The organism is Lysinibacillus sp. NPDC097195, from assembly GCF_044762075.1.
Classification (GTDB): Bacteria; Bacillota; Bacilli; order Bacillales_A; family Planococcaceae; genus Lysinibacillus.
In genome coordinates this window covers 120,779-134,310 of record NZ_JBIWDP010000004.1, presented here as the reverse complement: position 1 = coordinate 134,310, position 13,532 = coordinate 120,779, and the positions used below count along the sequence as shown (strand labels likewise).

At 36.0% G+C, this 13,532-nt stretch carries 15 protein-coding genes; 4 read left to right on the top strand and 11 right to left on the bottom strand.

Going from position 1 to position 13,532, the window contains the following annotated elements; genetic code table 11:
* Positions 1–353: 353 nt before the first annotated feature.
* Positions 354–845 (bottom strand): hypothetical protein, encoded by a 492-nt coding sequence (locus ACIQXI_RS17765; protein ID WP_402927427.1) that lies wholly within the window; start codon positions 843–845, stop codon positions 354–356.
* A gap of 204 nt (positions 846–1,049) precedes the next feature.
* Between ACIQXI_RS17765 and ACIQXI_RS17760 the strand changes: the two genes are divergently transcribed.
* Complete coding sequence (locus ACIQXI_RS17760; RefSeq protein WP_402927425.1) at positions 1,050–1,199, top strand: hypothetical protein; 150 nt, start codon at positions 1,050–1,052, stop codon at positions 1,197–1,199.
* Positions 1,200–1,351: 152 nt separating this feature from the next.
* Positions 1,352–1,564 (top strand): hypothetical protein, encoded by a 213-nt coding sequence (locus tag ACIQXI_RS17755; protein WP_402927423.1) that lies wholly within the window; start codon positions 1,352–1,354, stop codon positions 1,562–1,564.
* Between the two features lie 54 nt (positions 1,565–1,618).
* On the opposite strand, the gene ACIQXI_RS17750 is transcribed toward ACIQXI_RS17755, so the two are convergent.
* The 5 genes from ACIQXI_RS17750 to ACIQXI_RS17730 form a co-directional block, all read right to left on the bottom strand.
* Positions 1,619–3,361: a cache domain-containing sensor histidine kinase gene (locus ACIQXI_RS17750; RefSeq protein ID WP_402927421.1), complete on the bottom strand. Its 1,743-nt coding sequence runs from the start codon at positions 3,359–3,361 to the stop codon at positions 1,619–1,621.
* Complete coding sequence (locus tag ACIQXI_RS17745; RefSeq protein ID WP_402927420.1) at positions 3,358–4,131, bottom strand: response regulator transcription factor; 774 nt, start codon at positions 4,129–4,131, stop codon at positions 3,358–3,360. Before ACIQXI_RS17745 ends, ACIQXI_RS17750 begins: the two co-directional genes overlap by 4 nt.
* A 304-nt stretch (positions 4,132–4,435) precedes the next feature.
* The gene (gene msrB / locus ACIQXI_RS17740) at positions 4,436–5,548 is read right to left on the bottom strand and encodes a peptide-methionine (R)-S-oxide reductase MsrB (RefSeq protein ID WP_402927418.1); all 1,113 of its coding nucleotides are present in this window, start codon (positions 5,546–5,548) and stop codon (positions 4,436–4,438) included.
* An 18-nt stretch (positions 5,549–5,566) separates the two neighbouring features.
* The gene (locus ACIQXI_RS17735; protein WP_402927416.1) at positions 5,567–6,100 is read right to left on the bottom strand and encodes a redoxin domain-containing protein; all 534 of its coding nucleotides are present in this window, start codon (positions 6,098–6,100) and stop codon (positions 5,567–5,569) included.
* Positions 6,101–6,115: 15 nt separating this feature from the next.
* Complete coding sequence (locus tag ACIQXI_RS17730; protein WP_402927415.1) at positions 6,116–6,832, bottom strand: cytochrome c biogenesis CcdA family protein; 717 nt, start codon at positions 6,830–6,832, stop codon at positions 6,116–6,118.
* Between the two features lie 213 nt (positions 6,833–7,045).
* Here ACIQXI_RS17730 and ACIQXI_RS17725 point away from each other — a divergent pair, with 213 nt between their 5' ends.
* Both ACIQXI_RS17725 and ACIQXI_RS17720 read left to right on the top strand, forming a co-directional pair.
* Positions 7,046–8,317 carry a helix-turn-helix domain-containing protein gene (locus ACIQXI_RS17725; RefSeq protein ID WP_402927413.1) on the top strand — a complete coding sequence of 424 codons (1,272 nt, stop codon included), beginning with the start codon at positions 7,046–7,048 and terminating at the stop codon, positions 8,315–8,317.
* A 34-nt stretch (positions 8,318–8,351) separates the two neighbouring features.
* Positions 8,352–9,554, top strand: a complete 1,203-nt coding sequence (locus tag ACIQXI_RS17720) for an MFS transporter (protein ID WP_402927556.1) — start codon at positions 8,352–8,354, stop codon at positions 9,552–9,554.
* Positions 9,555–9,625: 71 nt separating this feature from the next.
* On the opposite strand, the gene ACIQXI_RS17715 is transcribed toward ACIQXI_RS17720, so the two are convergent.
* The 5 genes from ACIQXI_RS17715 to ACIQXI_RS17695 form a co-directional block, all read right to left on the bottom strand.
* The gene (locus ACIQXI_RS17715; RefSeq protein WP_402927412.1) at positions 9,626–9,898 is read right to left on the bottom strand and encodes a hypothetical protein; all 273 of its coding nucleotides are present in this window, start codon (positions 9,896–9,898) and stop codon (positions 9,626–9,628) included.
* A complete protein-coding gene (locus ACIQXI_RS17710) occupies positions 9,895–10,557 on the bottom strand; it encodes a hypothetical protein (RefSeq protein ID WP_402927410.1) in 663 nt (220 codons plus the stop codon). Before ACIQXI_RS17710 ends, ACIQXI_RS17715 begins: the two co-directional genes overlap by 4 nt.
* A 281-nt stretch (positions 10,558–10,838) precedes the next feature.
* Positions 10,839–11,252 carry a MarR family winged helix-turn-helix transcriptional regulator gene (locus tag ACIQXI_RS17705; RefSeq protein WP_402927409.1) on the bottom strand — a complete coding sequence of 138 codons (414 nt, stop codon included), beginning with the start codon at positions 11,250–11,252 and terminating at the stop codon, positions 10,839–10,841.
* A gap of 92 nt (positions 11,253–11,344) precedes the next feature.
* Positions 11,345–12,814, bottom strand: a complete 1,470-nt coding sequence (locus tag ACIQXI_RS17700) for a serine hydrolase domain-containing protein (protein WP_402927407.1) — start codon at positions 12,812–12,814, stop codon at positions 11,345–11,347.
* Between the two features lie 70 nt (positions 12,815–12,884).
* Positions 12,885–13,532, bottom strand: a complete 648-nt coding sequence (locus ACIQXI_RS17695; protein WP_402927405.1) for a hypothetical protein — start codon at positions 13,530–13,532, stop codon at positions 12,885–12,887.

Sequence of the window (13,532 nt, the reverse complement as noted above, 5' to 3'; positions counted from 1 at the left end):
GTAATTATTTCTAAGTAAAAATCCACGAAGACTCCAGCGGGAACAGCACAAAATGTAAGACGCAACAAGCCGCGCGTTAGCGAGGGTTGCGGCTTACAGTGTGCCCGCGGAAAGCATAGTGGATTTTTACGCAATAGGCTATTTTATAATGAAAGGAGAGGTTGATGGGATAGCCTCATTTTAGAATGCATAGTCTTTGCAAAGAATTATTTCTAAGTAAAAATCCACGAAGACTCCTGCGGGAACGCACGCAGCGTAAGACGCAACAAGCCGCGCGTTAGCGAGGGTTGCGGCTTACAGTGTGCCCGCGGAAAGCGTAGTGGATTTTTACGCTATAGGCTATCAGACTTGGCTTAACACCAAACAATTACCTCGTGAGGTGTAGTTTGTGCGGGAATACTTCTTGTTGTAGGCCCGTAGACAACAAGAAGTGTGCGATTTGCAGGACTTTTTGAAAAAGGCTGCCCATTTCTAAGTAAAATCGGTGTATAAGGAGCAAGATTTAATTGTAACTGCCCATCGCTACTCAATAATTGTGAATTAAAATAATCTACCTTAACATTTTGATAGCTGTTTTCTTTTGCAACGATAAGTGCTTGGTATTGTGGGGGATAAATCAAAGGCGCAGGCGCATTGCCATCATAATATCCAACAACCCGATCACCACGTCTTACAACTTCTTGATTTACAAAATAAGTAGTAGGCGAAATGACAAAATTAACGATGCCACCAGCGCCATCTTCTACCGTCATTAACGTATAGCACCCCTCACTTTGCGCATTTTGCCCGGTTGCAAAATCATTTATTTGCGTCACGACGCCCTGAAAAAAATTAAAATTTACCATAGCCATTCCTTTCTTAGAACGCAACTCCCTATGACAATGAGGAAATTGCCGTCTTATAATACAGTGTTATTTTAATCTATGTAACAAGTCATATAGGGGTGACAGTGTATGCTTAGCTGATAAAAAAGCAATAATATATTTTTTTCTCGAATCACTATATACTTAATTTGGACTAAACGTAATTTATCTAAGGAGGGGAGCCTATTGAATTGGATTTCTAAAAATAAGAAACCCTTTTTAGCATTCATCGTTATCATTATTTTTATTGCGGGTCTGCTCGATATTAAATATGAGGGACTATTTTTTCAAATGTTACCTAAATCTATTCAAACTTTTTTAGCTAACAAGTTTTAAATAAAACATTTTTAAGCAAGTAGATCAAACTTTCACTTAAATAAATGCTTTTATAAATAAAAAATCCCTAGCTTGGCCAAACTTTAAAATGAAAAGATGATGAACAGCTAAGCTGCTTCATTGCTTTTCAATAAAATCAATGGGGGATGGCTATGTCAAATATGAACAAAAATCGTAACAATGCAAAAGTCACTGACAAGCAAAGTGCGAAAAATCAATACCAAGGTGGCAAGAAGTTTTATCAAGGGGAGTTTGGATCTGATTTCGATTTTGATGGCGCTTCAGCACAAGCTAATAATGTTTCTGAAGCACAAGAGAAGACAGCTACACGACAACCTGTAAGCGAGCGGACTGCATGGCACTAGTTTGTATTTGACAACTATTCAATACATTGAGTGAAAAGGACTAAGGTGTACACCTTAGTCCTTTCTTAAATCCATTTTCTGAGGAATCTTAATTGAAACGGTAGTACCTGTCCCTATACTGGAATTGATTGTAAGACCGTAGTTAGGTCCGTAGTACAGTTTAATGCGTTGATCGACATTGTTAATACCAACGCCACCAAGTTTTGTTCGCTTTTCATTAGGCTCGTTTGTTAATTGTGTAACATCAAAGCCAGGTCCATTGTCTTGGATGATAAACTCCACATCAGTTCCACTAGGAATTGCGCGAATGTCAATATGTCCGATACGAGAAGTGCTGCGTATACCGTGATATAAAGCATTTTCAACAATTGGTTGTAAAAGAATTTTGGGCAGTTGTATATTTCGAATAGTTTCATCACCGATAATTGTATAATTCAACTTATCTCCGTAACGTTCCTTTTGGATAAACAAATATTGACGGACATGGTCTAATTCATTTTCAACAGTTGTCAGTTCGTTTCCGCCACTGAGTGACAAGCGGAAAAATTGGGCAAGTGCTTTTGTTATTTCAATGACTTTATCACTGTCGTTAAACTCCGCCATCCAAACGATTGTGTCTAATGTATTGTATAAGAAATGAGGATTAATTTGACTGTGGAGTGCACTAATTTCAGTTGCTCTTAAGTGTTTCTCTTTCTCCGTAATTTCTTGCATCAATTTTTCTATTTGCCCAATCATACTATTGAAATGTTTTGCTAAGCTTTGGGCCTCATAACATCCTCTTTCATCAATAGGTACTTCTTTTAAGCCGTTTTCGATATTTTGCATCGCTTTTTCTAAACGTTGGAATGGAGTTGTAATTCGTCCGGCTAATAAAGCAACACTGCCAGCAGCAATAATAAAAAGAATAGTACCGACTAGTAAAAAGGTTTCAAGCAACTGCTTTTTTATCATGAGCAGTCCGTCTTGTGAGGATACGCCAACAAAAGTCCAGTCGGCATTTTTTAACTTATAGGTATGCGTTAACGTATTTTTTTCTTTATCGTAGCCTGCTTGATTGGCGATAATTTGCTGCAATTGTTGTTGTTTTACATTATCTTCGAAATACGTCGTGTCCCTATGATAAACAACCTCTCCGTTATCATTAATAATAAAAGAAAAACCATTTTTCCCTAAATCTAAGTTAGCTAAAAAGTCTTCTATTACTTTATATTGGATATCAATAAGTAATACACCGATATTTTGTCCTGCGGGATTTTTTATTTCGCGGCTTATGGATATGACCCAATTGTCTTTATCCATTGAAAAATGCTGCATGCGAGCCGATGTCAGGACGGGTTTGCTGCCATTATTAACAGCTGCCACATACCATTGTTCCTTCATCATATTGCTCGACATACTCATAATTAAGCCTTTCTCATTGGACAGTACTTGCCCATCTTTACTAACAATAACGACTGATTGAATGAACGGATCTGTTGCCATCGTTGTTCGAATCATGGATAGTATATTTTGTTTCGTAGTAGGGTCACGTTCGGCGTTCGAAAAATAGCTTACAAGCTGAGGGTCTTCAGCCAGTAAAGCGGACACTGCTTTTAATCGGTCGATATAAAGATCTATATACATACCGCTCTTTTCAACTGCTGTTTTGGTGCTAGATGTTGCTTCGCTTAACACGACAGAGGAAATGCTATAGTACAAAATGATGCCCATTAATAACAATATAAGGCCACTAGCTTTTAAATAATGAAGGGCAATTTGCATGCGTAATGTTTTTAACATGTTCCATTTCTTCACGGTTTTTCCCTCATTTTTTCTCTAAACTGATTGGGGGAAATATCAAATTTCCTTTTAAATGAAGCACTGAAATAATTGGGGTCGTCAAAGCCGACAGCTGCTGCAATTTCATATACTTTCATATCGGTGCTGAGTAAAAAAATTTTTGCCCGGTCTAAGCGGATTGACAGCATATAATCTTGAAAGTTTTTACCATAAAGCCTCTTAAATAGGCTGCTTAAATAGGAATTACTTAAGGACATTTGCTTTGCTAAATAGTTTAAGGAGAAATCGACATTGGCGATATTTTGATCAATTTCCTTTTGGATTTTAGCCTTATAACTAGTGTCATCATTAATTTTTGTATCATTTAAAATTCCTTCAACAAGGCGCGTAATCTCATGTTGATTTTGGGTAGCTTGTAGCTTTTCGATTAAATGCTTTAACGTTTCCTGCACATCTTTTTTAGAAACAGGTTTTAATACGTAATCATCTATACCTGCTTTTAAAGCTGTTACTGCATAATCAAAATAATCATAGCCTGTAATTATAGCAATTTTGACATCTGATTTGATTGCTTTGGCTGCAATAGCAAAATCAAGTCCATTCATTTTAGGCATATTAATATCGGCGAGAATAAGATCAGGGCTGTATTTCTTAAAGATTTCAAGTGCGGTTTCACCATTGGACGCCTCAAATACTTCAGAGATGGAAAGCTCCTCAAAATTAACAAATGAACGAATACCTTTAATAATAATAGCTTCATCATCGACGACTAATAATTTATACATGTCTTTCACCCCTTTACAAAATAGTGCAACGGAATACAAATAGACAACTCTTACATCTTACAAATCCACTATACATGCCGCGGGAGTCGATGTGAAAGGTAGCCTTAACAAAAGTATAAGGGATAGCAGGAGGTCTGCCCTATAAAAGCTTAATGGATTAAGGTGAATGTCTACATTGCAAAATCTAATTATTCTCCGGGGCACGACGTAAGCCGCAACCGCCGCTGTTATGCGGTTTGTTGCGGCTTACATGTGCGCTACATTCCAATTGTGTGAGAATTGTGTGAATGCCTGGCACTGATTTTTATTTAGTTAGATGTACTAAGTAGCCATAGCCAGCTGCTTCCATTTCAGCTTGCGGAATAAATTTAATGGCAGCACTGTTAATGCAGTAACGCAAACCGCCACGATCGATAGGTCCATCATTAAAGACATGCCCTAGGTGACTATTGCCAGTGCGGCTTCTCACTTCGGTTCTAATCATATTATAGCTAGTGTCTTCATATTCAAGCACTACTGCTGGGTCAATTGGTTTTGTAAAGCTTGGCCAACCGCACATGGAATCGTATTTATCTGCTGATGAAAATAGAGGCTCACCAGTTACAATGTCAACGTAAATACCTGGATCATAGAGGTCCCAGTATTCATTGGAATAAGCCATTTCCGTTCCATTTCCTTGTGTTACACGATACTGTTCCTTTGTTAACATTTTTTTAATTTCCTCATCACTAGGCTTTGGATAGAGCGCAGGGTCAATGAGTGAAGGGATTTCTTGATTTTCCAAAGAATCAAATTCTACATGGCAATAGCCGTCTGGATTTTTTTCTAAATAATCTTGGTGATACTCTTCTGCCACTGTAAAGTTTTTAAGTGGTTCCACTTCCGTAACAATTGGATCGTCATAGCGTTCTTGTTCTTTCGCTACTACCTGATCAATAATGGATTTATCTGCTTCATCTGTATAGTAAATACCTGTACGATATTGGGTACCACGGTCATTTCCTTGCTGATTTAATAAAGTAGGGTCAATAATTTGGAAGAAATGTGTCAAGAGCTTTTCTAAATTAACGCGCTCTGGATCGTAACGTACATGGACCGTTTCCGCATGACCTGTATTCTTCCAAATGACATCCTCGTAGGTTGGATTTTCTGTGTTGCCATTTGCGTAACCTGACTCTGCATCATACACACCGTAAACACGTGCCATATAATGTTCTACACCCCAGAAGCAGCCACCTGCAAGATAAATATCTTTTAAATTATTTGTATCGAAACTTAAGTTAACGTTTGGATTAGGTGGATATTTGGACTCAGCTTGGGCTGTACTTGCACTACTCGTTAATAAAGAAGTGTCAGCCGAGCATGCGGATAGCAATAGGACAATACTAAATAATGCGCCAAATAGTTTTAATTTCATTCGCTGTACCTCCCTTTATTATTGGATACTTTTAAATTTCTCAATAATTTGTGAATTGCTTACATGACCCGGTAGCGTTTGAATGAGTGTACCATCCGAGCCGATATAAGCCGACGTTGGATAAGCTCGCACATTGTATTGTTTTGCAATAGTGCCATCTTCATCTAATAGCACTTTAATATTGGCTGTATTTTCAACCCCTTTAAACCATTTAATAAAGGCATCACTATTTTTTTCATTATTGAAATTCGGAGATACGATGCTTAAAACAACAAAATCTTGTTCTTCACCAGCTAACATATTTAATTCTTCTAAGCCGGCTAGGCAAATAGAGCACCACGAAGCCCAAAATTTGATATACACATTTTTGCCTTTATAATCAGCAAGATTATAAGTATCTCCTTTTATATCTGCTAATTCAAAGGTTGGTGCATACCTCGCATCATTGTTTGTTGCTGCTTTTGTAGTAGACGTACTTTTGGAATCGCCAGAGCAAGCACCTAACAGAAATACTGCCGCAATTAAAACGACAAGTTGTTTCAAATGAACCATACGAAAGCTCCTTTCTTATTGTGGAATAAACGTCAGTAACAGGTTTAAATTATTGGTCATTAAGACAATGCCCATGAAAATAATAATGATGCCACCAGCAATTTTGATTTTCTGCGCATGCTTATTCAATTTTTTTACATGTCTTAATAGTAAATCCGAGAAAATAGCAAGCAGTAAGAAAGGAATTAATAGCCCAAGTGCATAGAAAAACATCATCATTGCCCCATAAGTTGCCTGCCCCTCACTTGCTGATAAACCTAATACCGCCCCTAGAATAGGCCCGATACAAGGCGTCCAACCCATACTAAATGTGAGTCCTAATAAATAGGTGCCGAGTAAATCACGTTTATTACTTCTTGTTAGTTGTACTTTCGTTTCCTTCTGAAGGGCAGCTATTTTGAAGATGCCGACTTGATGTAAACCGAGCAATACAACTAGTGCACCACAGACGACGATAAACCAATCTGTATTAATGACTGCGCCAAGAAAACCGGCGCCAAATCCTAAAATGACGAAGCTCGTTGAAAGACCAAAAACAAAAACGACTGTTTTAAATAATAAATGAGGGTTCAATTGCCATTTACCAATAGAAAAGACATGTTGACTAGCTTTACCGTTTGCATTGGTTGAAAGTACTGATAAATAAACAGGTAATAAAGGGACAATGCAGGGAGAGAGGAAAGAAAGGATCCCCGCAATAAATACCGTACTAAAGAGAAGCTGTCCGTCCACGATTGAAGCACCACCTTTCTTGTATAGTTTTATAGTAAAAAATGTGAAGCAAAAGCAACATAGAATCATTTTCTGTAACTCTTAGAAATCATCATGTAAAAATGGCATATGTGTAACAAAGAATCAAATTGGCGGCTTTACATAAAATAAGTAAAAAAATATACACAATATTACGTTTGTAAATTTTGGTAAGATAAGGGTGGGGGGAAGTAAATGAATGACAAAATTTTAATAGAGCTTGGTCAATTAATTAAACATCATCGCCTACAAAGAAATTTTAAACAAGATGATTTAGCTGTGGGCATCTGCACACCATCTTATTTAAGTCGAATAGAAAACGGTGTGGTTATAGCAGATGAGGCAATATATCGGTTACTGTTAGAGCGTTTGCAAATAGATTTAGACAAGTACATAGGGAATCAGCAATATCTAGATGAGCAATTAGATTCCATTTTTGAAAAAATATTAAGTCATCAAAAACTTACTGAACATGAATTATCCCTTTTTTCGTCTTCTTCACAAACTATGTGCTTGAATACAACATCTATAAAATATGAAATTGTTTATTGCCGTTATTTACTTTCTTTAAATGACATTAAGCTTGCAAAAGGGTACTTAGCAAAGATTCATCCCCTAATTAACTGGCAACCAAACAGAGTAACACAAATGTATTTATTAACAATAAGCAATTATTATTTACAGACTGAACAATATTCTGCATTAATCGAGCTGAACAATAAGTACCAATCCAATCATTATTTCAACCACGCTAAGCGTTATGAGTATGCATTTTATCTTTATAATCTTGCATTGGCTTATGATCGCCGTTACCAGTTTCATCTAGCACTTAAATATATAAATGCTGCTAGTGATGCATTTACACATCATTATTCGCCATTATTTCAGTTAAATCTCTATTTATTAAAAGCAGGAATATACAATGACTTAAATCAATTTGAACGAGCGATTGTCGAATACGATGCGAGTTTAGAATTAGTGAGCCATGTACCAAATTTACAAACAGCTACTCAATTAAGTTCAATTTATAATAATTTAGCTTACTGTTATGAGTGTCAGGGTGCCTATTCACAAGCTATTGAACATTATCAAAAAGCTTTAGCCTATCATACATGTCCATTAACAGTTACTAATTTAATTCGAACTTTTTACCGTAATGAAGAGATAGAAAATGTAAAGTGTTATATCAAAAAATATAAAGGTTTACTAACGAATGCATTACATCAGGAATATCAATTAGAAGTATTAAGTTATGTGACGCAGGAGGATATTGAAATCACCGTTTTAAAAGCGCTTGAAGAAAAAGCTTTATCTTATTTTGAAACGCAACAATACTATGCACTTGTACTATTTTATGCGCCGCTATTTGCCCATCTTTATAAAACACTTCACGCCTATAAAAATGCGAGTAATTGTTATGAAAGAGCATTCTATGCAAGTGAAAAAGCACGCAAGCGAATGAGCTAGATTAGTAACTAGAGGGGGGATTACTGTGGAGATCATGCGAAAGTATGGTTTGCTATTAGGGGGATTTGGCTTTTCTTATTTAGGAAATTGGATTTATCTTGTAGCGCTAAATTTAATGGTTTGGCATTTAACGTATTCTGCAACAGCAGTAGCAGGGATTTTTATTGTAGGTCCCGTTGCACGCATAATGACCAATTTTGTGGCCGGTTCCATTATAGACCGCTCGAATAAAAGAAATATTATGATAGCGATGGATATTACAAGGGGATTAATCGTCTTCTTCATGCCTTTTATGACGTCAATTTGGCTTATCTATAGCTTGTTGTTTTTAGCGAATATCGCTAGTAGTTTCTTTGGTCCAAGTAGTACATATTATATTGCTAAATACGTACAGGATGAGGATAAGCAACGCTTTAATGCATTATTAGGCACATTAAATTCAGGTTCTTTTATGTTAGGACCGGCCATTGCAGGTATCCTTATAGCAGTTTTTAATATCAGTATTGCAATATGGATTAATAGTGTGACATTTTTTGTTTGTGCGTGGGTGATTGCACGTTTGCCAAACATAGAAGAGGAAGTAAAAGAGAAGCGGGTCGTGCTGACAATGGGAGTCCTTATAGCAGATTTTAAAATGGTTTGGCGCTTTATCAAACAATATCCTAATTTCTTAAAATTTTTTATGGCCTATCAAATTGCACTAATGGCTGCTTTTGCATTAGATTCGCAAGAAATGACGTTTATTAAAAATAATTTATTGGCGTCGGACAGCCTTTACGGTGTGCTCGTCAGTATTGCAGGCGTAGGGGCTATTGTTGGAGGATTTTTAGCGATTGCTTTAGTACATAAATTTTCAGTCGCTACTTATATAGGGGTTGGACTTACATGTACGATGTTATCCTATACCGCATTTTATGCAGCAAGCAATATGTGGTTTGCGACGGCTTGCTTTATTACATTAGGGGTGTTTATGGCATTCAGCAATACCGGATACGATACGGTCTATCAAAAAAACATCCCACCGCACTTAATGGGACGATTCGGTAGCTCTGTTAGCCTTGTTCAAAGTGTTATTCAAATCGTACTGACGTTTAGTTTAGGTTTATTGGCAGACTGGTTTTCACTACAGCTAGTAGCAGTTACTTTTGGTGCAGTTGGTCTTATATTTGCCGTACTTATGGCTATCCATATTGCAACGAATAAACAGGCGCTGCATATCGCTAAGGAAAATAATTAGCATGTGAATAGTTGAAGAAAGAGGTTCGAGTAGTCGCGTGAAGAATTTGAACCTCTTTTGGACAGGCGGCTCTAGTTGCTTAGCGTTGAAAAACAAAACGACATGGCACGTTTTACATGTCGTGAACAATAGAACAGTATGGAAGAAATGATGAGTGCGAAAGGTATACTGAACGCTACTGGCACATCAATACCTTGCCAAACACTCATTTTTATTTGATCTACGCCTAGCGTTCTTAAAATACTTGCAAGGAGGGCTATTAATGCACTGACAATGAGCCCACCGTAAAGGACGATAAGAACAAGAAGAGCTAACGTGCAAAAAAATCCGCGAATAATCTTCATAGTTGCTCCCTCCGTATAATGTGTTGCACTTTCGCATTGGGGGAAATAGAGTAGCTTTTAGTGTAATAAAGCGTTTGTATTGTACAATGACTGCCTACTACAACCACTTCTCCTTCAACGACCTCGGCATTTGTATCGGTAAGATGCAATTGCTTTCCTTTTATCGTGTGACAATGAAGTTTTTTTCTGAGCAGTGGAATCGATAATTTATCTTTCTCTATTGTTATTTCGTCCGCCATTAATTTTTCAATCTTACTTGCACCGGATAATTTCAAGTAAAAATGTGTTGCGTGAATTTCTTGCGCTTTTACAATGCCCAGGGCATAAAACTGTTGTACTCGTAAGCTTTGTTCAATTGTTAGTTTGCCTGAACTATTGATGGTCGCGATTTGTCCATTGTGTATGGTTAGATTCCCCGCATTTGTTACTTCAGCAATTTCGCAATCACTCTTCATAACACAAGATCCTGTATTTTTTAAAACACGTGCAATAACAGCGGAATGAAAAGCGCTATGCCCATGGGTAGAGATTGTTTTTAGGTCAATTTTTTGCAGAAAAGTAACAGCACCACGAATATTTAATTGTTCGCAATTTGAAGCTAAATCATTAATAATGCCACTCGTAAGCGTAATACGCTGTTGTATTCGTCTATTTGTCATGGTTCTCACCTCTTTAATTTAATTAATATATATTTTAATTATTAAAACATATATTAATTAAAGTATATGTAACTTTGTTTTGTCAAGAACGAAAAAAGCCTACTGGAGCATAAAAAATCATCTTACGTTTAAAATGACTGCAATTAGCAGGGAAGAGGTTCAACTGAATGACTTTTGTTAGTTGATTGAAGGGGAGTGGGCTGCAAATAAATAGGAGTATTAAAAAAGACTATAGCAAAATCGAAATTATTCGACTTTGTCTACAGTCCTAGTTAAAAATTTTAAAATATTTTTTTCATTAATTTATTCACTTCAGTTAATACTTTTGCTATATCTGTTAGTTTTTCTTGTGGGAATTTCAAAAATATTTCTTGTACTTTCTGTTCTCCATCGGGTGTTAATACCATATTGACGACACGGCGATCTTCGTTTTCTCTAATACGATGTATGAAATTTAATTTTTCCAGTTTATCGCACATGGACGTCACGGCACCGGGAGTGACACTAAAGAAATCAGCAATTTCAGTTGCTTTCATTCCACCGTTAATTTTTAATTGCAGGAGGAGAATTAGCTGATTTTGTGACAGTGTTTCGCCTTCAGACAGCATATTGACAAACATCTTAGATTTTTGCTGTATTTCTAGCATTTCTCGCATAATCACTTCGACGTTGTGCATTGGATTACTTTTTGACATTCAATCACAGCCTATTAAAATATTTACTAATTAAATTATATAGTAACTATATAATTTGTGTTAGTGAATGACTTATAAATCCAATAAAGTACTTATTCAGCTTTAATGGGCTTTTGGAATAGCGCCGTTCCTAATAGGATAGTCCCTACTATTAATAAAAGTATAGGTATTATAAATAATAGATGTCCTATTCCAGGAGCAAATAATGTTACGGTAGACAGAGGACCGAATAATGTTGGGAATCCAATTAAAATAGATAAAGGGATTATAAAGTTAAATACTATTAGAGTGAACCAATTAAGCACTTGTCGGAAGTTTGATATTTTATTTTGTTTGAAAATTTTAATGATAGATCTAGAAATTAGTGCAATGATTATTACGAAAATTAAATCCATAAGTATATATTTTATAAAAGGATTATTATTAAATTGAGAAGGTTGTTCATAATGGACAAGTTTATAAAGACCACTAACTATGGCATCATATTCATTTAAATTAAAATAATCCATAGCATTGATTTGAAGACTAATACCGTATTCTCTATCCAATAAAACTTTAGAATAAGTATTTTCTGTCCATCCATTATGAGAGATGATTTCTTTATTTATCTCCCAACCCATCGCATAGTAAGTATTATGCGTAATAAATGAGGATGGTTGATGCAGGGTATCCATTGCTTTTTCTGATAAAATACTTTTACTATTAAAGTGACCGTCATTTAATTGTGCCAACATATAATTAGCCATATCTTCTGCACTAGAAATAATGTAGCCAGAAGGAACGGTGCCATCATGGATTAATTGCTCTGTTGGTACCTTAATGCCGAATATAGTTTGATAACCGTGTGCAAGGGTATTGTTAGTAATATCTTTTTGGTTGGCATAGCTATTGTACATTTCCAGCGGTTTAAAAATATTTTTATCTATATAGTCTTTATAAGACGTATTTGTAACTTTCTCTATAATGGCACCTAAAATGTTGTAATTTAAATTCGAATATTCGTATTGTGTACCTACAGGCGATACCAATTGTATTTTTGCTAAGCTTTGTACGTGCTCTTGTAATGTTTTATCTCCTTGCGAAATTGCTACTTGACCATCATATGTGGAAAGACCACTTGTTTGATTTAATAAGTGTTGAATAGTTATTTTTTTAGTTTCCTCTTTATTAGCAAGTTGAAATTCCGGTAGTATTGATTGTACTGTATCATCTAAATGGAGTATCCCCTGATCCACAAGCTGCATAATGGCCAGTGCAGTAAATGATTTACTAACAGACCCAATGACGATAGGTGTTTGCGGTGTCATTCTTGTGCCGTCAGGTTTAGAAATACCATACCCTTGCAAATATTCAACTTGATCTTTCTTAACAATCGCGAGTGATGCACCTGGAATATGTAGTCTCTCTATTTCTCTTGTCATAAACGCTTCAATAGCAGACGTATCCAGAGAGTTATCTGTAATATCCTCACTGTTCGCGAAGACAATGCTGTGACCAGTAGTGAAAACAATAAGTAAGATCATTGTTAAAATTTTTAGAAGTGCTGATTGGATTTTATCCATAACGTACATTCCCTTTAATAGTATTTTGAGTTACTGATAGGGGTTAACAATTATAGGTGAGACATGATGCTTACATTGTAGAGCTTTTATAAAGTCTTCTTTTGTGTACATAAAAATACATACTGAGTGGCCACCATAGTACAACGAAAATTGGATATATAGCCCAAATGACGCTTGGTGAGGAAACGATGTTGACGATAATAAAAAAGATACTGATGTGTATGCTCGCATAAACCGAATAGGCAACAAATGTTTTTTTCTGAGCATGATAAAGAGATAAGGGCCACCAAATTACTAAAAAGGCAGGGTAGATTGCCCAAGGGTATTGAGGGGACATGATAATATTTATGATTGCATAATAGACGATGGTGCTTACACAGCCAATAAATGCAATGTTCAATGATTTAGCTTTATCCTCTAAAAACATTAAGATGGGCCACCATACGATTGGATAAATGGCGTATATGAACCATAAATGTTGTGGCGAATATAATAAATTTTCAATAATAAGAAAGGCAATGACCATGGCGCTGCAAATGACGGCGTATTGCTTATAAAGCCTTTTTGACAAGAAATATAAAGTAATAGGCCATAGCAATAACAATAGGCAAGGGTAAATAAACCAAATTGTCTGGGGTGTAGTAGAGTAATTAACAATGCCTAAAAAGAGCATTGTCATTAAACTGCCAACAACTGAGAAACTAATATAATGCTTCAT